The organism is Shigella flexneri 2a str. 301 (assembly GCF_000006925.2).
GTDB lineage: Bacteria > Pseudomonadota > Gammaproteobacteria > Enterobacterales > Enterobacteriaceae > ECMA0423.
This window is the reverse complement of sequence record NC_004337.2, coordinates 764,339-786,279: the sequence shown is the minus strand read 5'-3', so window position 1 is coordinate 786,279 and position 21,941 is coordinate 764,339. Positions and strand designations below refer to the sequence as shown.

Here is a 21,941-nt window from a genome sequence, read left to right as displayed (position 1 = left end):
CATAAAAATCAGCATTATGCATGTCATTGATTTGTCTTATTTTGTAAAAATATATCGTTCAAAAAATAAGCATTTCTCTGTCAATTTTTTGCGTCATTTGCATCGCGCAGGCGACCTACACTTATCAGGCACTACCCGTTGTATTTATGAGGATGTCATTATGAAAAAGTGCCTCACACTACTGATTGCCACCGTCCTGAGCGGAATCTCTCTCACGGCTTATGCCGCGCAACCGATGAGTAACCTGGACAGCGGTCAGCTACGGCCCGCCGGTACCGTTTCGGCAACTGGCGCATCAAACCTAAGCGATCTGGAGGATAAACTGGCAGAAAAAGCGCGCGAACAAGGCGCGAAAGGTTATGTCATTAATTCCGCAGGCGGAAATGACCAGATGTTAGGTACTGCAACCATCTACAAATAACCCCACCAACGTAACTGCATTCGCCTCTGGATGCAGTTTTCGCCTGTTTTGTAATCAAAAAACATCAAATATGAACGCAATGTAAATAAATGTATTTCTTTTTCGCGCAATGGGTGATAGAAAATCGCATCAAGTGATAATGCTTATCAAAATTATTATCACTTGCACGAACACTATCACGGGATTAACAGTGGCATCGCATCCGCAGAGATGCTTTCTCGTGGCAGTGAAAATTTCAACATATAAGAAAAAGTCACCTGCAAAATGGAAAACAATCGCAATTTCCCTGCCAGACAATTTCATTCGCTCACGTTCTTTGCCGGTCTTTGTATTGGTATTACGCCTGTGGCACAGGCACTCGCCGCCGAAGGGCAAGCTAACGCGGATGACACGCTGGTTGTCGAAGCATCAACGCCTTCGCTTTATGCGCCACAACAATCTGCCGATCCGAAATTCTCGCGTCCGGTAGCGGATACTACCCGCACGATGACGGTGATTTCTGAACAAGTGATTAAAGATCAGGGCGCAACCAACCTTACCGACGCGCTCAAAAACGTCCCCGGCGTGGGTAATGCCAGTCAGTTAAGCAACTGACTGGCTCTTTTTCGGGGCTGTGGGGTATTTCCAGGGCCTCTCCTTTACCACTCTCGGGAAGGCCCTTCCCCTTCTCGTCGGTAATTTCACAAGTTGTCCCATACTTGCAAGATCGCGCATCAGCTCCGGTATACGTCCCGGTGAAGCGCCCTGCAATGTCATCAGCATTCTCATCACCATTCCGCATGATTCTGAGAAACTCAGTTGATTCGGCCAGTAACCTTTCAGATGTTCCGCCATTTTAATCATCTGATATCTCACCAGATTATAAGCCAGTAAGACACCCCACAGCTCTTGCTCCACAAGCTCCGGCTTTTTACTTCTCAGCGTCAGCCTGCTCAGTTGCATCGTCTGTTTTATCTCCCTGTATCCCAGTTCGATTTCCCAGCGATGACTGTACAGATCCGCCATTTCTCCTCCGGGGAAGCGCATGGCGTCCGTCATCGACGTCAGCAGATGGCAGACTTTTCCTTTGCGCGTCACGGTCAGCAGGCGGGCTGTCACTTCATTTCCCAGTCCCGGCCACTTTTTTCGTGCCTGCGGGCTGGTTTTCAGCTTCACCAGATGATCGCCTTTACTCAGTTTTCTGAGCTCTTCATATTGCGCTCCCTTTCTGAGAGGTATCATCCAGTGGCGGTGTTCTCCCGCCAGGCTCCAGCCATTTAACAGTCCCAGTGAGTAATAACCTTTATCCATTAACGTCAGAGTGTTATCGCCGGTTTGTCCTATAAGTTGCTCAGCAAGCTCATTTTCGCTGTTCTTCATCGTGCCGAAGGCTGCAGCCGTCAGCAGATGGCTGGTCAGTTCCATCTGGCAGACCATTTTGACCTGCGGGTAGAGCGCCGGGTTCCCGGCATGTGTCTGGCGGGGGAAGGCTGCATCGTTCTCTGGTGTATCCGGTGTGCGCCAGAACACACCATCGATGGCCAGCAGGGTCAGGCCGCACCAGTGCGGATGCGGCGTGGCGTTATGCCAGAGCTGCGCTGTTTTCGTGAACACGCGGCGGACAGCCTCACTTCCCAGGCGCTGGCGGGCCTGAATAACGGCACTGGGGGCAACGAAGGGGCGATTGCCCGGCAGCATGATGTCCAGGCGATTCACAATCTGGTGAAGAGGTTCTTTACGCTCAAGCGCCATGCCAACAATACACCAGACCATCATTTCGAGGGGAAGACGGCGCTTGCGTAGCGTTACAGTACCTGATTCGGCAAGGCAACGAGAGATGAGTTCGGGGTCGAGGTAATCTCCCAGAGAAGTCAGTGGGTTACGCAGAGAATCGTAACGGGATACCAGATCAAGAGCCTGTCCAATGTGCATAAAAAAATCCGGAAACAAGTGAGCGTTTCCGGATTCTTACACAGCCACTGGATCGGTCAACTGATCCTTAACTGATCGGCATTACCCCGGCGTGGGTGCGTTTTTTGCGGGTGAGAACGGTAACTCCACCACTGGCGACGCCATTTATATGCGTGGTGCCGATACCTCTAACAGTATTTATATTGATGGTATTCGCGATATCGGCAGCGTCTCGCGCGACACCTTCAATACCGAGCAGGTCGAAGTGATTAAAGGGCCGTCCGGCACCGACTACGGGCGCAGCGCACCGACAGGCTCGATCAATATGATCAGCAAGCAGCCGCGCAATGATTCCGGCATTGACGCCTCCGCCAGTATTGGCAGCGCCTGGTTCCGCCGCGGCACGCTGGACGTCAATCAGGTCATTGGTGATACTACCGCGGTGCGCCTGAATGTGATGGGCGAAAAAACCCACGATGCCGGACGCGACAAAGTCAAAAATGAGCGTTACGGCGTCGCCCCTTCTGTCGCTTTTGGCCTTGGTACAGCAAATCGTTTGTATCTTAATTATCTGCATGTCACTCAGCACAACACGCCAGACGGCGGCATTCCGACCATCGGTTTGCCGGGCTATTCTGCCCCATCTGCGGGAGCGGCGGCCCTGAATCATTCCGGAAAAGTTGATACTCATAACTTTTACGGCACGGATTCCGATTACGACGATTCGACCACCGACACCGCCACCATGCGTTTTGAGCACGACATCAACGATAACACCACCATTCGCAATACTACCCGTTGGTCGCGCGTAAAGCAGGATTACCTGATGACGGCGATTATGGGCGGGGCGTCGAATATTACTCAGCCCACCAGCGATGTGAATAGCTGGACCTAGTCACGCACGGCGAATACCAAAGATGTGAGTAATAAAATTCTCACCAACCAGACCAACCTGACCTCGACGTTCTATACCGGTTCTATCGGTCATGATGTCAGTACCGGCGTGGAATTTACCCGTGAAACGCAGACTAACTATGGCGTTAATCCGGTGACGTTACCGGCGGTAAATATTTATCATCCTGACAGCAGAATTCATCCCGGCGGCCTGACGCGCAACGGCGCAAACGCCAATGGTCAGACGGATACCTTCGCAATTTACGCCTTCGATACGCTGCAAATCACCCGTGATTTTGAGCTGAACGGCGGGATCCGTCTGGATAATTATCATACTGAATATGACAGTGCCACCGCCTGCGGCGGCAGCGGACGCGGTGCCATCACCTGCCCAGCTGGTGTGGCAAAAGGTTCTCCAGTCACCACCGTCGACACCGCCAAGTCGGGCAATCTGGTGAACTGGAAAGCCGGGGCGCTGTACCACCTGACGGAAAACGGCAATGTCTATATTAACTATGCCGTTTCCCAGCAGCCTCCGGGCGGCAACAACTTCGCCCTTGCGCAGTCTGGCAGTGGTAACAGTGCCAACCGCACCGATTTTAAACCGCAAAAAGCCAACACCAGCGAGATTGGCACCAAATGGCAGGTTCTGGATAAACGCCTGTTGCTCACCGCCGCGCTGTTCCGTACTGATATCGAAAATGAAGTTGAGCAAAATGATGACGGGACTTACTCGCAATACGGTAAGAAACGCGTCGAAGGCTATGAGATATCCGTGGCAGGGAATATCACTCCCGCGTGGCAGGTGATTGGCGGCTATACCCAGCAAAAAGCAACCATCAAAAACGGCAAAGATGTTGCCCAGGATGGTTCCTCATCGCTGCCGTATACCCCGGAGCACGCCTTCACCTTATGGAGCCAATATCAGGCAACCGATGATATCTCTGTTGGCGCGGGCGCACGCTATATCGGCAGTATACATAAAGGTTCAGACGGCGCGGTGGGAACGCCAGCATTTACAGAAGGTTACTGGGTCGCCGATGCCAAACTGGGGTATCGGGTTAATCGCAATCTCGACTTCCAGCTAAACGTTTACAACCTGTTTGATACCGATTACGTCGCCTCAATCAACAAGAGCGGCTACCGTTATCACCCGGGCGAGCCAAGAACCTTCTTGCTCACAGCCAATATGCATTTCTGATTCAGATGTGGGGCGCAGGCCCCACTTTTTGGAGAACTTGTATGATGTACCACATTCCCGGCGTGTTATCGCCACAGGACGTCGCCCATTTTCGCGAACAACTGGAACAAGCCGAATGGGTGGATGGACGCGTCACCACCGGAGCACAAGGTGCACAAGTTAAGAACAATCAGCAAGTAGACACCCGCAGCGCGTTATACGCCGCACTGCAAAATGAGGTGCTGAACGCGGTTAACCAACATGCATTGTTCTTTGCCGCTGCCTTGCCGCGTACCCTTTCCACGCCGCTGTTTAATCGCTATCAGAACAATGAAACCTATGGTTTCCATGTGGATGGCGCAGTACGCAGCCATCCACAAAACGGCTGGATGCGCACTGACCTTTCTGCCACGCTGTTTTTAAGCGATCCACAAAGCTACGACGGCGGCGAACTGGTCGTTAATGACACCTTTGGACAACATCGGGTAAAACTCCCGGCAGGTGATCTGGTGTTGTATCCCTCCAGCAGCCTGCATTGCGTGACACCCGTAACCCGCGGCGTACGAGTGGCATCATTTATGTGGATCCAGTCGATGATCCGCGATGATAAAAAGCGCGCCATGCTGTTTGAACTGGACAAAAATATTCAGTCGCTGAAAAGCCGCTATGGTGAAAATGAAGAGATCCTGTCGCTGCTCAATCTTTATCATAATCTGCTGCGGGAATGGTCGGAGATCTGACGCTTGAACTGCCCAGGTTCGTCCCTATATTAGCTACACTTAACTGTACAAGCATTGATATGGGGAGGACGATATGGCATCCGCTTGGGCTAACGATGACGCCGTCAACGAACAGATCAACAGTACAATTGAAGATGCGATTGCCCGCGCTCGGGGTGAAATTCCGCGTGGCGAAAGCCTGTATGAATGTGAAGAGTGCGGTGCCCCCATCCCGCAAGCCCGTCGGGAAGCCATTCCTGGCGTGCGCTTATGTATTCATTGTCAGCAGGAGAAAGATTTACAAAAACCAGCGTATACAGGATATAATCGCAGAGGTTCGAAAGACAGACAGTTACGTTAACTACAACTGGCGAGATGCATAGCGAGTATAATTTGTATTTTGCGTGGCATTCCGTGCCTTTAACGCTGCTGTGACTGCCACGCGGCATAAAACAAGTCCATAAGTACAACAAATAAATGGTTTATCAGTATGTTAGATATCAATCAATTTATTTGAACAAGGCGGTCAATTCTCTTCGATTTTATCTCTCGTAAAAAAACGTGATACTCATCACATCGACGAAACAACGTCACTTATACAAAAATCACCTGCGAGAGATTAATTATGAAAACTATCAATACTGTTGTTGCTGCTATGGCTCTTTCAACTCTGTCATTTGGCGTGTTCGCGGCGGAACCGGTAACGGCATCCCAGGCACAGAACATGAATAAAATCGGCGTGGTTTCTGCCGATGGCGCATCCACCCTCGATGCCCTGGAAGCGAAACTGGCTGAGAAAGCGGCGGCAGCCGGTGCCAGTGGATACAGCATCACTTCCGCCACCAACAACAATAAATTAAGCGGTACTGCGGTAATTTATAAGTAATTCGTAGGACGGATAAGGCGTTTATGCCGCATCCGGCAACAGATGCCTGATGCGACGCTACCGCGTCTTATCAGGCCTACAAAATCCGAACCGTTGGACGGATCAGGCGTTTACGCTACGTCCAGCACAAGTATTTCCCTGTCTGTTTGCCGACAGACGCATATGCTCTAACCCTCATTGATCCTATGTTACCCTTGTTTGCCCGTCCGCCACTGGACGGGCTTTTTTTTAGCTGGCTAACTGCTGACAGAAAGCCTGCAACGTCTCTTCCGACATACCAATCTGCCGCGCCGCATCACAAATGGCCTGCCAGCTTCCCGCATCCAATGGAATCCCCTGCTCCTGCCGTTCGCGACGCGTGTTCACTTCCCACTCGCCCGGTAGCAAAATCGGCTTATCGTCATCATGCGGCGAGGCTTTCACCCACTCGGCAAAGGCTTCGGTCTGCGCGTTACAATCCGGCGCGCCGAACAGTTCCGGGTTGATGATGATAGTGGTCATGCAGTTAAGAATGGCATCGGGGCTGGTTTGCAACGTTTCCTGATGCGTCGTTTTACCGCCAGAAAGCGCCCCGCCAAGAATTTCACACATCGCTGCAAGGGCGTAGCCTTTATGTTCGGCAAAGGTCAACAGCGACCCCAACGGCGACTCCTGCATTACCGCCGGATTGGTCGTCGGCACGCCGTTAACGTCAATCAGGCAACCTGGCGGCACGGGGACGCCTTTATGCCAGGCGACGCGGGTTTTGCCAAATGCAATGGCGCTGGTGGCGTAATCAAGCAACAGCGGGAAATTATCTTTACGAGGGAAAACCACACAGAAGGGATTGGTGCCAAAGCGGCTGTCGCGACCGTGGAACGGCGCGACCATTGGAATACCGACCACGCTAACAAAGTGGATAGAGACAAACCCCGCCGCTGAACACTGCTCCGCCCAGTAACCGATACGGCCGATATGATGCGAGTTATGTAGCGCCACGGCAGCAATACCGTGCTGATGCGCTTTCTCAATCCCCAGCGCCATCGCTTCGTGTGCCGCGACCTGACCGAATGCGCGATCGCCATCGAGCGTGACTGCCGCCCCCGCCTCTTTAACGATTTTGGCATGATGGTTAATTTGCAGATGCCCCTGACTCCAGGAACGCACATAGCTTGGGATCATGCCAATACCATGAGAATCATGCCCTGCCAGGTTTGCCGCGATTAAATGATCGGCAACTAATTTCGCTTCTTGTTCCTCGCTACCCATCTGACGAAATACAGCCTGAATAAAACTGTGCAGCGTCTGAGCATCAAAGCGATGACCACTTTCCATGGTTAACTCCTGTTTATGTTATGTGTTTGTTGTTTTTTTATGCTGCACGCCGGGCGCGGGAAGGTCAATAAAGATGCAGGAATTTCATATTGCGGTGGGGTAAAAGCCGGATGACGTGGCTCATCCGGCTGAGATAAAAATTAAAATGCCTGATTAACGCGCGCCAAGCCATCGCTGATAGTTGCCGCTTCACCCGTAGCCACCAGGCAGCAAGCCATCTGGATTTTCAGCGATTCGGGAATCGCTTCGCTGCCAGCCAGGCAACGCTCAGTCCACTGCGCCGTGGTTTCCGGATCTTTTGCTTGTGGCAGTAACTCGCTACCAGCAGGGTCCTGTTTTTCATACAGCACCCGCATCCCTTCACGGTCAATGAGATTGATCTGCGGGCAGCGCTGCGGATTAGCATACACTTCGCCTTCAGTACCATGCATTAGTAACGCCCACCCGCCGATATCGCTAAAGAACTTCGCGACGCGTCCAATGTATTCCGGATGCGAAACGCTGGAAAGACACAGTGCCTCACCTTCGGCAAATGGCGTCGCCAGTTTCGCCAGGGTATGTGCACTGTTACGCACGCCCATCCGCCAGCGCATCGCCAGTTGTTTTTCCAGCGGCGGGCAAAACGCGCCGACAGGCATAAACACCGGTTGATGTTCGTCGAGCTTCGCCTGCGCCTGCCCGCCGTGCAACGTTGGTGTAATACCCATCAGTTCGAAAATGGTTTCTGTCAGCACGCGAGTTGGATCTTCGCTAACTCCGTGAACCACCACAGGAAAACCGAGTTTATGCAGCAGAATCGCCAATAATGGCGTCAGGTTAGCCTGTTTACGCGCGCCGTTGTAACTGGGGATGACAATCGGCATCGGCTTGCCTGCAGGCGGCGTCAGCTTGATGGTGTGATTTTGCATGGCTTCGTAAAAGCCGAGCATCTCTGCTTCCCCTTCCCCTTTGATACGCAGCGCAATCAATACGCCGCCCAACTCAAGGTCAGGGACTTCACCATTGAGCATATGAGCATACAGACCGCGCGCAGTATCCCGGTCTAAATCGCGCGCGTGGTTTTTCCCGCGCCCGATCTCTTTAATGATTTTGCGATAGTCCATTTACGACTCCTTACCTGACTCACATCATTAACGCCGCCGACGGCGTGGGGATTTCGTTTTTTCTTTCTTTTTAACTATACCTTCAGGGACTTCCGGTTGCTCTATCGGAAATACCGGTAATGCATCCAGTAGTCGCTTGCCATAATTTTTTGTCAGCAAGCGTTTGTCGTAGATAACCACTTCGCCCCAGCAACCGTGGCTTCGAATCAGTCGCCCAACCTGCTGAATCAGGTTAAACGAGGCGCTCGGCAGGCTTTGCACCTCAAACGGATAGCGGTTGAGGCTTTTCAGCCATTCCCCTTCGGTGATCACCACCGGGCTGTCGATGGGCGGAAAAGCGATTTTGTGGATATGCACCTGGCTGAGCAGATCACCTTTCAAATCAAGCCCTTCGGCAAATGACTGTAAGCCCACCAGCACGCTACGCTCACCGTTGGCAACGCGTTTGCGGTGCAGTTCAACTAAGCGATAACGCGGCTGATCGCCCTGCACCAGCAACATCAGGCGTAAATCCGTCACATAGTCGAGAAAGCGCTGCATCGCCCGTCCGCTGGCAAACAGTACCAACATACCGAGATATTTTTTGCTCTCCACCTGTTCACGGAAAAAGGCCGCCATTTCGGCAATGTGTTGCTCTTCGTTGTCGATGGAAGGCTCAAAGCGCATCCGGGGAATAACAATTTTGCCCTGTTCGCAGTGGTTAAAGGGGGAATCCAGCGCCACAAAACGGTCGCCCGCTTTCTCTTTCAGACCACTCATCTCCTGCAAACGCGAAAAACTATTCAGCGAACGCAAGGTTGCGGAGGTGACAATAATGTGCGGAATACTGCGCCACAGCAGCCTTTCCAGCTGATCGCTGACACGTATTCCCACGCAGTGAAACCAGAGGTGTAGCTGCCCTTCGCGCTCTTCCCGCGTCGCCCATTTGGTCACCGGCGCACCGGAAGATTGCGCCAGAGACGCCAGCCGCCAGAGTTTGCTTTGCACCTCAAACATCCCCAGCGCGCGGTTCATCTGTAAAATCAACCGATGCAGACGCACAATATCGTGGCTGCCGGTTTTCTCACTTAAATCGTTAAGAAATAACTCCGCCAGACCACGCAGCATCTCGGTGAGTTTTGCCAGCCGCTGGCAGATCTCCAGCAATTCATCAGGCAGTTCGCCCATCGCAAAACGGTGCTCTGCCTCCTGCCCGGCAGGCATGTAGAGATTGAGAATGTTGTTTAACGAGGCGATAAGCTCATACAACTCTTCACAATGCGCATTCAAACGTTCAGGGATCGCCAGCGGTGGGATGGTCTTCGGGCGAAACTGCTCCATGCAGGTAGCGACCAGTTTCGTGAACAAGTCCAGCTGTAGTCGATACCAGGGCACGGTGATTTCAGCGCTCATCTCCAGCGCATCCCGGGCCACATCTGGCAGGTGATGACCTTCGTCCAGCACCAGCAGCAGATTTTTCGGGTCAGGCAGTACGGCTTCGCTTTCCATCGCCGCCATCACCAGCGCATGGTTTGCCACCACCACTTCCGCTTCCTGAATCTCCCGACGAGTAACAAAAAACGGGCATTCACGATAGTAGTAACAGTTACGGTTGAGGCAGCTGGCTTTGTCGGTACTCAAACGACGCCAGAGATCATCATCTATAGCGATATCCGTATGATCGCGCAGACCATCCCATTTATAAGTGTCGAGATCGCCCTTCAGCTTCGCACAACGTTTTTGCTCTTCCTGATTATTTGGCGTCAGTTCGTCGTCAAGAAACGCCAGCAGATCCTGTTGCGTGGGTTCAGTGCTGGCGAGCGCCGTCAGATTACGTGGACAAACGTAGCGCCCACGCCCGAAAGCGGCAGTGAATTTAAGATCGGGAATGATCTTTTTCAGCAGCGGTAAATCTTTGCTGTAAATCTGATCCTGCAACGCCACGTTGGCGGTACTCACCACCAGCGTTTTTTGCTCTTCGCGGGCAATGGCGATGCCGGGGATCAAATAGGAGAGCGTTTTCCCAACGCCGGTGGGGGCTTCAATCGCCAGATGCCGCCCTTCTTCTCCGGCCAGCGTTTTGGCGACGTCCGCAATCATCTGCCGCTGCGGCGCACGGGGAATAAAGTCGGGGATCTGTTCCTGAAGCGCCTTATACCAGGCGGCAATTTGCGCTTTAAGCGCGGCGGTTAATGCCATGAGAAAACCTGAAATACTGTATAAACAGCCAATATTGTGGCATTTTTCGGTTTTCAGGGGTAATGGTTTTTCTGTTTCTGGAAAGCGGCTCGCAATAACCACCAACATAATGCGGTTTAATGCCCGTTCGAGCACAAAGGATCCAACACGTCATGCAAGACACCATCATAAATTTCTACAGCACCAGCGATGACTACGGTGATTTTTCTAACTTTGCCGCCAGGCCCATCAAGGTTGACGGGAATACCTGGCCCACCTCCGAACACTATTTTCAGGCACAAAAATTCCTTGATGAAAAATACCGCGAAGAGATCCGTCGGGTTTCTTCCCCCATGGTCGCCGCTCGCATGGGGCGTAATCGTTCCAAGCCACTTCGTAAAAACTGGGAGTCGGTTAAAGAACAGGTGATGCGTAAAGCACTTCGCGCTAAATTCGAACAGCATGCAGAACTGCGTGTGCTCTTGCTGGCAACCGCGCCCGCAAAACTGGTTGAGCATACGGAAAACGATGCTTACTGGGGAGACGGTGGTAATGGTAAGGGCAAGAATCGACTGGGCTACCTTTTAATGGAGTTGCGCGAACAATTGGCTATAGAGAAGTAACGTCTCGGTGGCTTATGGGCGGTAAAACAGATAAATTTTTTCCCGTGTTCTCAAATTGCTGACAAGTGCTTGTTGTGAAATGCCGGATGCGGCGTAAACGCCTTATCCGGCCTACAAAAGCATGCAAATTCAATATATTGCAGAGTTCACGTAGGCCTGATAAGCGTAGCGCATCAGGCAGTTTTGCGTTTGTTCATCAGCCTGATGCCGCCACGTTGCTGGCGACCGTTCTGGATCGGTTCGGCTTTGATTGACGGGTCCGGCTCATAGCCCGGAATCGCAATGCGCGGGATCTCTTTTTTCAGCAGTTTTTCGATATCACGCAGCAGTTTGTGTTCATCAACACACACCAGCGACAACGCTTCACCGGTAGCAGCCGCACGACCGGTACGCCCGATACGGTGGACATAATCTTCCGGTACGTTTGGCAGTTCATAGTTGACGACGTGCGGCAACTCTTCGATATCCAGACCGCGCGCAGCGATATCGGTCGCCACCAGTACGCGAATGTCACCCGATTTAAAATCAGCCAGCGCACGGGTACGCGCACCTTGCGATTTATTCCCGTGGATCGCCACACTACGGATGCCATCTTTATTGAGCTGCTCAGCCAGATGGTTAGCGCCGTGTTTGGTACGGGTAAACACCAGCACCTGCTGCCAGTTCCCTTTACCAATCATGTGCGACAGCAATTCGCGTTTGCGTTTCTTATCGACAAAGTGAACGTGCTGGGTCACCTGATCAGACGCGGTATTGCGGCGTGCCACTTCGATTTCCAGCGGGTTGTGCAACAGTTTTTCCGCCAGGGCTTTAATATCGTCAGAGAAGGTCGCAGAGAACAGCAGGTTCTGGCGTTTCGCTGGCAGTTTTGTTAACACGCGACGGATATCGTGGATAAAGCCCATGTCGAGCATGCGGTCAGCTTCATCGAGGACGAGGATTTCAACCTGATCCAGCTTCACTGCATTTTGATGTTCCAGGTCCAGCAAACGTCCCGGCGTTGCCACCAGCACATCAACGCCGCCGCGCAACTTCATCATTTGTGGGTTAATGCTGACACCGCCAAACACCACCAGCGAACGAATGTTCAGGTATTTGCTGTAATCACGGACGTTTTCGCCAATCTGTGCCGCCAGTTCACGGGTCGGGGTAAGAATGAGCGCACGTACCGGACGACGCCCTTTGGCGTGCGGCTGGCGAGTGATCAGGTGTTGCAACAGCGGCAGCGTAAAGCCCGCTGTTTTGCCGGTGCCGGTCTGGGCGCTAGCCATCAGGTCGCGGCCTTCCAGCACAGCAGGGATCGCCTGCTGCTGAATAGGGGTGGGTTCACGGTAACCCTGCTCGGCAACGGCGCGCAGGATATCAGGGCTTAAACCCAAAGAATCGAAAGACATAACTACTCCGAACCGCCCCGACCGTTACCGGTGTAGTTTTCAGGGAGATACTGAAAAGGAAAATGACAAAAACCACAATGTCATGAGGGAGCGGAGTGTAGCAGTTTTTGTGACGCAGCGCATAAATTATCCCTGTGACTGGCGTAGCTAAAATTCTTAGCCATACTGGACAACTCCCATATGGAGTCATAATCTTAATCAATCATTTGATTAAGAATGGACTGTGCGATGAATAATCCTGCCATGACAATCAAGGGTGAACAGGCGAAAAAACAGCTGATTGCTGCCGCACTGGCGCAGTTTGGTGAATATGGAATGAACGCCACCACCCGCGAGATAGCCGCCCAGGCCGGGCAGAATATCGCTGCCATCACCTACTACTTCGGTTCGAAAGAAGATTTGTACCTCGCCTGCGCCCAGTGGATTGCCGATTTTATTGGCGAGCAGTTCCGTCCGCATGCCGAGGAAGCCGAACGCTTGTTCGCCCAACCACAGCCTGATCGGGCTGCCATCCGTGAACTGATCCTTCGCGCCTGCAGGAACATGATTAAGCTGCTCACCCAGGATGACACCGTCAACCTCAGCAAGTTTATCTCCCGTGAGCAGCTCTCTCCCACGGCAGCCTACCACCTGGTGCACGAACAGGTGATTAGTCCGCTACACAGCCACCTGACACGCCTGATTGCCGCCTGGACCGGCTGCGACGCTAATGACACCCGCATGATCCTTCATACCCATGCGTTGATTGGTGAGATTCTGGCGTTCCGTCTTGGCAAAGAAACAATTCTGTTACGTACCGGCTGGACCGCGTTCGATGAAGAAAAGACCGAACTGATCAACCAGACGGTGACCTGTCATATCGACCTGATTTTGCAAGGATTATCGCAAAGGAGTTTGTAGTGATGAAAAAACCTGTCGTGATCGGACTGGCGGTAGTGGTACTTGCCGCCGTGGTTGCCGGAGGCTACTGGTGGTATCAAAGCCGCCAGGATAACGGCCTGACGCTGTATGGCAACGTGGATATTCGTACGGTGAATCTTAGTTTCCGTGTTGGGGGGCGCGTTGAATCGCTGGCGGTGGACGAAGGTGATGCTATCAAAGCGGGCCAGGTGCTGGGCGAACTGGATCACAAGCCGTATGAGATTGCCCTGATGCAGGCGAAAGCGGGCGTCTCGGTGGCACAGGCGCAGTATGATCTGATGCTTGCCGGGTATCGCGATGAAGAAATCGCTCAGGCCGCCGCAGCGGTGAAACAGGCGCAAGCCGCCTATGACTATGAGCAGAACTTCTATAACCGCCAGCAAGGACTGTGGAAAAGCCGCACCATTTCGGCAAATGACCTGGAAAATGCCCGCTCCTCGCGCGACCAGGCACAGGCAACGCTGAAATCAGCACAGGATAAATTGCGTCAGTACCGTTCCGGTAACCGTGAACAGGACATCGCTCAGGCGAAAGCCAGCCTCGAACAGGCGCAGGCGCAACTGGCGCAGGCGGAGCTGAATTTACAGGACTCAACGTTGATAGCACCGTCTGATGGCACGCTGTTAACGCGCGCGGTAGAGCCAGGCACGGTTCTCAATGAAGGTGGCACGGTGTTTACCGTTTCACTAACGCGTCCGGTGTGGGTGCGCGCTTATGTTGATGAACGGAATCTTGACCAGGCCCAGCCGGGGCGCAAAGTGCTGCTTTATACCGATGGTCGCCCGGACAAGCCGTATCACGGGCAGATTGGTTTCGTTTCGCCGACTGCTGAATTTACCCCGAAAACCGTCGAAACACCGGATCTGCGTACCGACCTCGTCTATCGCCTGCGTATTGTGGTGACCGACGCCGATGATGCGTTACGCCAGGGAATGCCAGTGACGGTACAATTCGGTGACGAGGCAGGACATGAATGATGCCGTTATCACGCTGAACGGCCTGGAAAAACGCTTTCCGGGCATGGACAAGCCCGCCGTCGCGCCGCTCGATTGTACCATTCACGCCGGTTATGTGACGGGGTTGGTGGGGCCGGACGGTGCAGGTAAAACCACACTGATGCGGATGTTGGCGGGATTACTGAAACCCGACAGCGGCAGTGCCACGGTGATTGGCTTTGATCCGATCAAAAACGACGGCGCGCTGCACGCCGTGCTCGGCTATATGCCGCAGAAATTTGGTCTGTATGAAGATCTCACGGTGATGGAGAACCTCAATCTGTACGCGGATTTGCGCAGCGTCACCGGCGAGGCACGTAAGCAAACTTTTGCTCGCCTGCTGGAGTTTACGTCTCTTGGGCCGTTTACCGGACGCCTGGCGGGCAAGCTCTCCGGTGGGATGAAACAAAAACTCGGCCTGGCCTGTACCCTGGTGGGCGAACCGAAAGTGTTGCTGCTCGATGAACCCGGCGTCGGCGTTGACCCTATCTCACGGCGCGAACTGTGGCAGATGGTGCATGAGCTGGCGGGCGAAGGGATGTTAATCCTCTGGAGTACCTCGTATCTCGACGAAGCCGAGCAGTGCCGTGACGTGTTACTGATGAACGAAGGCGAGTTGCTGTATCAGGGAGAACCAAAAGCCCTGACACAAACCATGGCCGGACGCAGCTTTCTGATGACCAGTCCACACGAGGGCAACCGCAAACTGTTGCAACGCGCCTTGAAACTGCCGCAGGTCAGCGATGGCATGATTCAGGGGAAATCGGTACGTCTGATCCTCAAAAAAGAGGCCACACCAGACGATATTCGCCATGCCGACGGGATGCCGGAAATCAACATCAACGAAACTACGCCGCGTTTTGAAGATGCGTTTATTGATTTGCTGGGCGGTGCCGGAACCTCAGAATCGCCGCTGGGTGCAATATTGCATACGGTAGAAGGCACACCCGGCGAGACGGTGATCGAAGCGAAAGAACTGACCAAGAAATTTGGTGATTTTGCCGCCACCGATCACGTCAACTTTGCCGTTAAACGTGGGGAGATTTTTGGTTTGCTGGGGCCAAACGGCGCGGGTAAATCGACCACCTTTAAGATGATGTGCGGTTTGCTGGTGCCGACTTCCGGCCAGGCGCTGGTGCTGGGGATGGATCTGAAAGAGAGTTCCGGTAAAGCGCGCCAGCATCTCGGCTATATGGCGCAAAAATTTTCGCTCTACGGCAACCTGACGGTCGAACAGAATTTACGCTTTTTCTCTGGTGTGTATGGCTTACGCGGTCGGGCGCAGAACGAAAAAATCTCCCGTATGAGCGAGGCATTTGGCCTGAAAAGTATTGCCTCACACGCCACCGATGAACTGCCATTAGGTTTTAAACAGCGGCTGGCGCTGGCCTGTTCGCTGATGCATGAACCGGATATTCTCTTTCTCGACGAACCGACTTCCGGCGTTGACCCCCTCACCCGCCGTGAATTTTGGCTGCACATCAACAGCATGGTAGAGAAAGGCGTCACGGTGATGGTCACCACCCACTTTATGGATGAAGCGGAATATTGCGACCGCATCGGCCTGGTGTACCGTGGGAAATTAATCGCCAGCGGTACGCCGGACGATTTGAAAGCACAGTCAGCTAACGATGAGCAACCCGATCCCACCATGGAGCAAGCCTTTATTCAGTTGATCCACGACTGGGATAAGGAGCATAGCAATGAGTAACCCGATCCTTTCCTGGCATCGCGTGCGGGCGCTGTGCGTCAAAGAGACGCGGCAGATCGTTCGCGATCCGAGTAGCTGGCTGATTGCGGTAGTGATCCCACTGCTACTGCTGTTTATTTTTGGTTACGGCATTAACCTCGACTCCAGCAAGCTGCGGGTCGGGATTTTGCTGGAACAGCGTAGCGAAGCGGCGCTGGATTTCACCCACACCATGACCGGTTCGCCCTACATCGACGCCACCATCAGCGATAACCGTCAGGAACTGATCGCCAAAATGCAGTCGGGGAAAATTCGCGGTCTGGTGGTTATTCCCGTGGATTTCGCCGAACAGATGGAGCGCGCCAACGCCACCGCACCGATTCAGGTGATCACCGACGGCAGTGAGCCGAATACCGCTAACTTTGTGCAGGGGTATGTCGAAGGGATCTGGCAGATCTGGCAAATGCAGCGAGCGGAGGACAACGGGCAGACTTTTGAACCGCTTATTGATGTACAAACCCGCTACTGGTTTAACCCGGCGGCGATAAGCCAGCACTTTATTATCCCGGGTGCGGTGACCATTATCATGACGGTCATCGGCGCGATTCTCACCTCGCTGGTGGTGGCGCGAGAATGGGAACGCGGCACCATGGAGGCTCTGCTCTCTACGGAGATTACCCGCACGGAACTGCTGCTGTGTAAGCTGATCCCTTATTACTTTCTCGGGATGCTGGCGATGTTGCTGTGTATGCTGGTGTCAGTGTTTATTCTCGGCGTGCCGTATCGCGGTTCGCTGCTGATTCTGTTTTTTATCTCCAGCCTGTTTTTACTCAGTACCCTGGGAATGGGGCTGCTGATTTCCACGATTACCCGCAACCAGTTCAATGCCGCTCAGGTCGCCCTGAACGCCGCTTTTCTGCCGTCGATTATGCTTTCCGGCTTTATTTTTCAGATCGACAGTATGCCCGCGGTGATCCGCGCGGTGACGTACATTATTCCCGCTCGTTATTTCGTCAGCACCCTGCAAAGCCTGTTCCTCGCCGGGAATATTCCAGTGGTGCTGGTGGTAAACGTGCTGTTTTTGATCGCTTCGGCGGTGATGTTTATCGGCCTGACGTGGCTGAAAACCAAACGTCGGCTGGATTAGGGAGAAGAGCATGTTTCATCGCTTATGGACGTTAATCCGCAAAGAGTTGCAGTCGTTGCTGCGCGAACCACAAACCCGCGCGATTCTGATTTTACCCGTGCTAATTCAGGTGATCCTGTTCCCGTTCGCCGCCACGCTGGAAGTGACTAACGCCACCATCGCCATCTACGATGAAGATAACGGCGAGCATTCGGTGGAACTTACTCAACGTTTTGCCCGCGCCAGCGCCTTTACACATGTGCTGCTGCTGAAAAGCCCACAGGAGATCCGCCCGACCATCGACACACAAAAGGCGTTACTACTGGTGCGTTTCCCGGCTGACTTCTCGCGCAAACTGGATACCTTCCAGACCGCGCCGTTGCAGTTGATCCTCGACGGGCGTAACTCCAACAGTGCGCAAATTGCCGCCAACTACCTGCAACAGATCGTCAAAAATTATCAGCAGGAGCTGCTGGAAGGAAAACCGAAACCCAACAACAGCGAGCTGGTGGTACGCAACTGGTATAACCCGAATCTCGACTACAAATGGTTTGTGGTGCCGTCGCTGATCGCCATGATCACCACTATCGGCGTAATGATCGTCACTTCACTTTCCGTCGCCCGCGAACGTGAACAAGGTACGCTCGATCAGCTACTGGTTTCGCCGCTCACCACCTGGCAGATCTTCATCGGCAAAGCCGTACCGGCGTTAATTGTCGCCACCTTCCAGGCCACCATTGTGCTGGCGATTGGTATCTGGGCGTATCAAATCCCCTTCGCCGGATCGCTAGCGCTGTTCTACTTTACGATGGTGATTTACGGTTTATCGCTGGTGGGATTCGGTCTGTTGATTTCATCACTCTGCTCGACACAACAGCAGGCGTTTATCGGCGTGTTTGTTTTTATGATGCCCGCCATTCTCCTTTCCGGTTACGTTTCGCCGGTGGAAAACATGCCAGTGTGGCTGCAAAATCTGACGTGGATTAACCCTATTCGCCACTTTACGGACATTACCAAGCAGATTTATTTGAAGGATGCGAGTCTGGATATTGTGTGGAATAGTTTGTGGCCGCTACTGGTGATAACGGCCACGACAGGGTCAGCGGCGTACGCGATGTTTAGACGTAAGGTGATGTAACTTCTTATCTTTCGCCAGCAAAGACACTACCGCCGGGCCAGCAAGGATCGCCAGCCCTGCAATTGCCAGCAAAAAGTTGTTTTCCAGTACGCGGGACAACAGCCACAGCACAATCAGCGCTGCGCCAAAATACCAGGTCGTGGTCAGCTCTTCCAGCACGTCTGCCACCTCACGCCAGCGTTGCTCGGGGTGGCGCTGAAACACCAGCATCATCACTACCGTGACACAATACAGTGCGCATAATCCCACGCCGACGTGAACCAGAGTCTTACTCATCCAGCCCACCACCAGCAGCGCCACTACCAGTAAATGCAACATAATCTGCCAGCAACTTAGACCCGTTGCGACACGAACACGTTGTTGCCACTTCATGGCTTCTCTCCTGAAGAATTTATCTCTACTTACTCAGAGTACCGAACTTTACGGAAAATTCCGTAAGACCGCACCTTTTTGTGACGCCGACTACACTATTTCAATGAGATAAGAGGCAAAGACAGGAAAATTATGCCCGATCAAACACAACAATTTTCGTTCAAGGTGCTCACCATCAACATTCACAAAGGCTTTACCGCGTTTAACCGACGCTTCATTTTGCCGGAACTTCGCGATGCCGTGCGTACCGTCAGCGCCGATATTGTTTGCCTGCAGGAAGTGATGGGCGCGCACGAAGTTCATCCGCTGCATGTGGAAAACTGGCCCGATACCTCGCACTACGAGTTTCTCGCCGACACTATGTGGAGCGATTTTGCCTACGGTCGCAATGCCGTATACCCGGAAGGGCATCACGGCAACGCCGTACTGTCGCGTTATCCCATTGAACATTATGAGAATCGCGATGTTTCGGTCGATGGTGCGGAAAAGCGCGGCGTGCTCTACTGCCGCATTGTGCCGCCGATGACCGGAAAAGCGATTCATGTGATGTGCGTACATCTGGGCCTGCGTGAGGCGCACCGTCAGGCGCAGCTTGCGATGCTCGCCGAATGGGTGAATGAGCTACCGGACGGCGAACCGGTATTGGTGGCGGGTGATTTCAATGACTGGCGGCAAAAAGCTAATCATCCGTTAAAAGTGCAGGCCGGACTGGATGAGATTTTTACCCGCGCCCACGGACGCCCGGCGCGCACGTTTCCGGTGCAATTTCCTCTACTACGACTGGACAGGATCTACGTCAAAAATGCCAGCGCCAGCGCGCCAACCGCGTTGCCGCTGCGGACATGGCGACACCTTTCTGATCATGCCCCTTTAAGTGCGGAGATTCATTTATGAAATGTAGCTGGCGCGAAGGCAATAAGATCCAGTTGCTGGAAAACGGCGAGCAATATTATCCCGCGGTGTTTAAGGCGATTGGCGAGGCACAAGAACGCATCATTCTTGAAACGTTTATCTGGTTTGAGGATAACGTCGGCAAACAGCTGCATGCGGCACTACTGGCAGCAGCGCAACGCGGGGTTAAAGCGGAAGTCTTGCTGGATGGCTACGGTTCGCCGGATCTCAGCGATGAGTTTGTCAATGAACTGACGGCAGCTGGCGTAGTGTTCCGCTACTACGATCCCCGCCCTCGCCTTTTTGGTATGCGCACCAATGTGTTTCGCCGGATGCATCGCAAAATTGTGGTGATCGACGCGCGTATCGCCTTTATTGGCGGGCTGAATTACTCCTCCGAGCATATGTCCAGCTACGGTCCAGAGGCTAAACAGGATTACGCGGTACGCCTTGAAGGGCCGATTGTCGAAGATATTCTCCAGTTTGAGCTGGAAAACCTGCCTGGACAGAGCGCGGCACGACGCTGGTGGCGACGTCATCACAAAGCGGAAGAGAACCGCCAGCCGGGAGAAGCGCAGGTATTGCTGGTCTGGCGCGATAACGAAGAACATCGCGATGATATTGAACGCCATTATCTGAAAATGCTCACTCAGGCGCAGCGGGAAGTGATTATCGCCAACGCCTACTTCTTCCCCGGCTATCGATTTTTACACGCCTTGCGTAAAGCGGCACGGCGCGGGGTGCGGATCAAACTGATCATTCAGGGCGAACCGGATATGCCGATTGTCAGAGTCGGTGCGCGCTTGCTGTATAACTATCTGGTTAAAGGCGGCGTTCAGGTTTTTGAGTACCGCCGCCGCCCGCTCCACGGCAAAGTGGCATTGATGGACGATCACTGGGCGACAGTAGGGTCCAGTAATCTCGATCCGCTCAGTTTGTCACTGAATCTCGAAGCAAATGTCATCATCCACGATCGTCATTTTAACCAGACGCTGCGCGATAATCTGAACGGCATTATTGCCGCAGATTGTCAGCAGGTGGATGAAACCATGCTGCCCAAACGCACCTGGTGGAACCTGACCAAAAGCGTGCTGGCGTTCCACTTTTTACGCCACTTCCCGGCGCTGGTTGGCTGGCTTCCGGCACACACACCACGTCTGACGCAGGTTGATCCCCCCGCACAACCGACAATGGAAACGCAGGATCGGGTAGAAACTGAAAACACGGGGGTAAACCCCTGATGAGTAAATCACACCCGCGCTGGCGCTTAGCAAAGAAGATCCTCACCTGGCTGTTTTTTATCGCGGTGATTGTGTTGCTGGTGGTCTACGCCAAAAAAGTGGACTGGGAAGAGGTCTGGAAGGTCATCCGCGACTACAATCGCGTTGCGCTGCTTAGTGCGGTCGGGCTGGTGGTCGTCAGCTATCTGATTTACGGCTGCTATGACCTGCTCGCCCGCTTTTACTGCGGTCACAAACTGGCGAAGCGCCAGGTGATGCTGGTGTCGTTTATCTGCTACGCCTTCAACCTGACGCTCAGTACCTGGGTCGGCGGCATTGGTATGCGCTATCGTTTGTACTCCCGACTAGGGTTACCGGGCAGCACTATTACGCGGATTTCCTCGCTCAGTATTACCACCAACTGGCTGGGCTATATTTTACTGGCAGGGATTATCTTTACCGCAGGCGTGGTGGAGTTGCCGGATTACTGGTATGTCGATCAAACTACGCTGCGTATTCTCGGCATTGGCTTACTGATGATTATCGCGGTTTATTTGTGGTTTTGCGCTTTCGCGAAGCACCGCCATATGACCATCAAAGGGCAAAAGCTGGTGCTGCCTTCATGGAAATTCGCCCTCGCTCAGATGCTGATTTCCAGCGTTAACTGGATGGTAATGGGGGCGATTATCTGGCTGTTACTTGGTCAAAGCGTGAACTATTTCTTTGTACTGGGCGTGTTACTGGTTAGTAGTATTGCTGGCGTCATCGTGCATATTCCGGCGGGGATCGGTGTGCTGGAAGCGGTGTTTATCGCACTACTGGCTGGGGAGCATACCTCGAAAGGGAGCATTATCGCCGCCCTGCTCGCTTATCGCGTCCTGTATTACTTTATCCCGCTGCTGCTGGCGCTGATCTGTTACCTGCTACTGGAAAGCCAAGCGAAGAAGCTACGGGCGAAAAATGAAGCGGCGATGTGAAGTTTAGTTAAGTTCTTTAGTATCTGCATT

General features: G+C 53.1%; 19 protein-coding genes, 1 pseudogene and 2 other annotated features. Of the genes and pseudogenes, 14 read left to right on the top strand and 6 right to left on the bottom strand.

Features of this window, described 5'->3' with window-relative positions:
- Positions 1-16: 16 nt before the first annotated feature.
- Together ybiM and SF0756 are read left to right on the top strand one after the other, a co-directional pair.
- The gene (gene ybiM / locus SF0757; RefSeq protein NP_706684.1) at positions 17-421 is read left to right on the top strand and encodes a hypothetical protein; all 405 of its coding nucleotides are present in this window, start codon (positions 17-19) and stop codon (positions 419-421) included.
- 264 nt (positions 422-685) lie between these two features.
- Positions 686-4,406 (top strand) — a sequence feature (Similar to Escherichia coli K12 outer membrane receptor for iron transport gi: 1787024 (761 aa). BLAST with identity of 98% in 1240 aa. This CDS has been disrupted by insertion. The sequence has been checked and is believed to be correct.).
- Positions 686-4,406, top strand: a pseudogene (locus SF0756). It overlaps the preceding feature by 3,721 nt.
- Positions 990-2,417 (bottom strand) — a mobile genetic element. It overlaps the preceding pseudogene by 1,428 nt.
- Entirely contained in the window at positions 1,004-2,350 is a 1,347-nt protein-coding gene (locus SF0755) for an insertion sequence IS4 transposase InsG (RefSeq protein ID NP_706683.1), read from the bottom strand. (Overlaps the previous feature by 1,347 nt.) The pseudogene SF0756 and the gene SF0755 sit on opposite strands and share 1,347 nt — an antisense overlap.
- 5 nt (positions 4,407-4,411) lie before the next feature.
- From ybiX to ybiJ, 3 genes are all read left to right on the top strand, one after another.
- Entirely contained in the window at positions 4,412-5,125 is a 714-nt protein-coding gene (gene ybiX / locus SF0754; protein NP_706682.3) for a hypothetical protein, read from the top strand.
- Positions 5,126-5,198: 73 nt separating this feature from the next.
- Entirely contained in the window at positions 5,199-5,465 is a 267-nt protein-coding gene (gene ybiI, locus SF0753; protein NP_706681.1) for a hypothetical protein, read from the top strand.
- Between the two features lie 264 nt (positions 5,466-5,729).
- Positions 5,730-5,990 carry a hypothetical protein gene (gene ybiJ, locus SF0752; protein ID NP_706680.1) on the top strand — a complete coding sequence of 87 codons (261 nt, stop codon included), beginning with the start codon at positions 5,730-5,732 and terminating at the stop codon, positions 5,988-5,990.
- A gap of 228 nt (positions 5,991-6,218) precedes the next feature.
- Here ybiJ and ybiC read toward each other — a convergent pair whose 3' ends face one another.
- The 3 genes from ybiC to dinG all read right to left on the bottom strand — a co-directional run bounded on the left by ybiC (position 6,219) and on the right by dinG (position 10,585).
- Positions 6,219-7,304, bottom strand: coding sequence for a dehydrogenase (ybiC, locus tag SF0751; protein ID NP_706679.1), 1,086 nt, complete (start codon positions 7,302-7,304; stop codon positions 6,219-6,221).
- Positions 7,305-7,444: 140 nt separating this feature from the next.
- Positions 7,445-8,407 (bottom strand): glycosyl transferase, encoded by a 963-nt coding sequence (gene ybiB / locus SF0750; protein ID NP_706678.1) that lies wholly within the window; start codon positions 8,405-8,407, stop codon positions 7,445-7,447.
- 27 nt (positions 8,408-8,434) lie between these two features.
- Positions 8,435-10,585, bottom strand: a complete 2,151-nt coding sequence (dinG, locus tag SF0748) for an ATP-dependent DNA helicase DinG (RefSeq protein NP_706677.2) — start codon at positions 10,583-10,585, stop codon at positions 8,435-8,437.
- 119 nt (positions 10,586-10,704) lie between these two features.
- Between dinG and ybiA the strand changes: the two genes are divergently transcribed.
- Positions 10,705-11,187, top strand: a complete 483-nt coding sequence (gene ybiA, locus SF0749) for a hypothetical protein (protein ID NP_706676.1) — start codon at positions 10,705-10,707, stop codon at positions 11,185-11,187.
- A gap of 173 nt (positions 11,188-11,360) precedes the next feature.
- Here ybiA and rhlE read toward each other — a convergent pair whose 3' ends face one another.
- Positions 11,361-12,581, bottom strand: a complete 1,221-nt coding sequence (gene rhlE / locus SF0747; protein ID NP_706675.1) for an ATP-dependent RNA helicase RhlE — start codon at positions 12,579-12,581, stop codon at positions 11,361-11,363.
- Between the two features lie 216 nt (positions 12,582-12,797).
- Between rhlE and ybiH the strand changes: the two genes are divergently transcribed.
- Genes ybiH through ybhR form a run of 5 tightly spaced genes read left to right on the top strand, consistent with a single transcriptional unit; the run spans position 12,798 to position 18,451 of the window.
- Positions 12,798-13,481: a DNA-binding transcriptional regulator gene (gene ybiH, locus SF0746; protein ID NP_706674.1), complete on the top strand. Its 684-nt coding sequence runs from the start codon at positions 12,798-12,800 to the stop codon at positions 13,479-13,481.
- Positions 13,481-14,479, top strand: a complete 999-nt coding sequence (locus tag SF0745) for an efflux pump membrane fusion protein (protein ID NP_706673.1) — start codon at positions 13,481-13,483, stop codon at positions 14,477-14,479. The genes ybiH and SF0745 overlap by 1 nt, the downstream gene beginning before the upstream one ends.
- Positions 14,457-16,208 (top strand): ABC transporter ATP-binding protein, encoded by a 1,752-nt coding sequence (gene ybhF, locus SF0744; protein ID NP_706672.1) that lies wholly within the window; start codon positions 14,457-14,459, stop codon positions 16,206-16,208. Before SF0745 ends, ybhF begins: the two co-directional genes overlap by 23 nt.
- On the top strand, positions 16,201-17,334 hold the full coding sequence (gene ybhS / locus SF0743) for a hypothetical protein (RefSeq protein ID NP_706671.1): 1,134 nt from the start codon (positions 16,201-16,203) through the stop codon (positions 17,332-17,334). Before ybhF ends, ybhS begins: the two co-directional genes overlap by 8 nt.
- A 10-nt stretch (positions 17,335-17,344) precedes the next feature.
- Positions 17,345-18,451 carry a hypothetical protein gene (gene ybhR, locus SF0742; protein NP_706670.1) on the top strand — a complete coding sequence of 369 codons (1,107 nt, stop codon included), beginning with the start codon at positions 17,345-17,347 and terminating at the stop codon, positions 18,449-18,451.
- Here the strand turns inward: ybhR and ybhQ are convergent.
- Positions 18,413-18,823 (bottom strand): hypothetical protein, encoded by a 411-nt coding sequence (gene ybhQ / locus SF0741; protein ID NP_706669.1) that lies wholly within the window; start codon positions 18,821-18,823, stop codon positions 18,413-18,415. The two genes, ybhR and ybhQ, sit on opposite strands and share 39 nt — an antisense overlap.
- A 132-nt stretch (positions 18,824-18,955) precedes the next feature.
- Here ybhQ and ybhP point away from each other — a divergent pair, with 132 nt between their 5' ends.
- Genes ybhP through ybhN form a run of 3 tightly spaced genes read left to right on the top strand, consistent with a single transcriptional unit; the run spans position 18,956 to position 21,911 of the window.
- Entirely contained in the window at positions 18,956-19,717 is a 762-nt protein-coding gene (gene ybhP / locus SF0740; RefSeq protein NP_706668.1) for a hypothetical protein, read from the top strand.
- Positions 19,714-20,955, top strand: coding sequence for a cardiolipin synthase 2 (ybhO, locus tag SF0739; RefSeq protein NP_706667.1), 1,242 nt, complete (start codon positions 19,714-19,716; stop codon positions 20,953-20,955). The genes ybhP and ybhO overlap by 4 nt, the downstream gene beginning before the upstream one ends.
- Complete coding sequence (ybhN, locus tag SF0738; protein NP_706666.1) at positions 20,955-21,911, top strand: hypothetical protein; 957 nt, start codon at positions 20,955-20,957, stop codon at positions 21,909-21,911. Before ybhO ends, ybhN begins: the two co-directional genes overlap by 1 nt.
- The last annotated feature ends 30 nt before the right edge of the window (positions 21,912-21,941 follow it).

What these genes read in the sequence shown, in the direction of transcription:
- ybhO (NP_706667.1), top strand. Translation starts at nt 19,714, where the DNA reads ATGAAATGTAGCTGGCGCGAAGGCAATAAGATCCAGTTGCTGGAAAAC.
- ybiH (NP_706674.1), top strand. Translation starts at nt 12,798, where the DNA reads ATGGACTGTGCGATGAATAATCCTGCCATGACAATCAAGGGTGAACAG.
- ybhN (NP_706666.1), top strand. Translation starts at nt 20,955, where the DNA reads ATGAGTAAATCACACCCGCGCTGGCGCTTAGCAAAGAAGATCCTCACC.
- ybiI (NP_706681.1), top strand. Translation starts at nt 5,199, where the DNA reads ATGGCATCCGCTTGGGCTAACGATGACGCCGTCAACGAACAGATCAAC.
- ybiB (NP_706678.1), bottom strand. Translation starts at nt 8,407, where the DNA reads ATGGACTATCGCAAAATCATTAAAGAGATCGGGCGCGGGAAAAACCAC.
- ybhR (NP_706670.1), top strand. Translation starts at nt 17,345, where the DNA reads ATGTTTCATCGCTTATGGACGTTAATCCGCAAAGAGTTGCAGTCGTTG.
- ybiX (NP_706682.3), top strand. Translation starts at nt 4,412, where the DNA reads ATGTGGGGCGCAGGCCCCACTTTTTGGAGAACTTGTATGATGTACCAC.
- ybiM (NP_706684.1), top strand. Translation starts at nt 17, where the DNA reads ATGCATGTCATTGATTTGTCTTATTTTGTAAAAATATATCGTTCAAAA.
- ybhP (NP_706668.1), top strand. Translation starts at nt 18,956, where the DNA reads ATGCCCGATCAAACACAACAATTTTCGTTCAAGGTGCTCACCATCAAC.
- ybiC (NP_706679.1), bottom strand. Translation starts at nt 7,304, where the DNA reads ATGGAAAGTGGTCATCGCTTTGATGCTCAGACGCTGCACAGTTTTATT.
- ybhQ (NP_706669.1), bottom strand. Translation starts at nt 18,823, where the DNA reads ATGAAGTGGCAACAACGTGTTCGTGTCGCAACGGGTCTAAGTTGCTGG.
- ybiJ (NP_706680.1), top strand. Translation starts at nt 5,730, where the DNA reads ATGAAAACTATCAATACTGTTGTTGCTGCTATGGCTCTTTCAACTCTG.
- ybhS (NP_706671.1), top strand. Translation starts at nt 16,201, where the DNA reads ATGAGTAACCCGATCCTTTCCTGGCATCGCGTGCGGGCGCTGTGCGTC.
- ybiA (NP_706676.1), top strand. Translation starts at nt 10,705, where the DNA reads ATGCCCGTTCGAGCACAAAGGATCCAACACGTCATGCAAGACACCATC.
- dinG (NP_706677.2), bottom strand. Translation starts at nt 10,585, where the DNA reads ATGGCATTAACCGCCGCGCTTAAAGCGCAAATTGCCGCCTGGTATAAG.
- rhlE (NP_706675.1), bottom strand. Translation starts at nt 12,581, where the DNA reads ATGTCTTTCGATTCTTTGGGTTTAAGCCCTGATATCCTGCGCGCCGTT.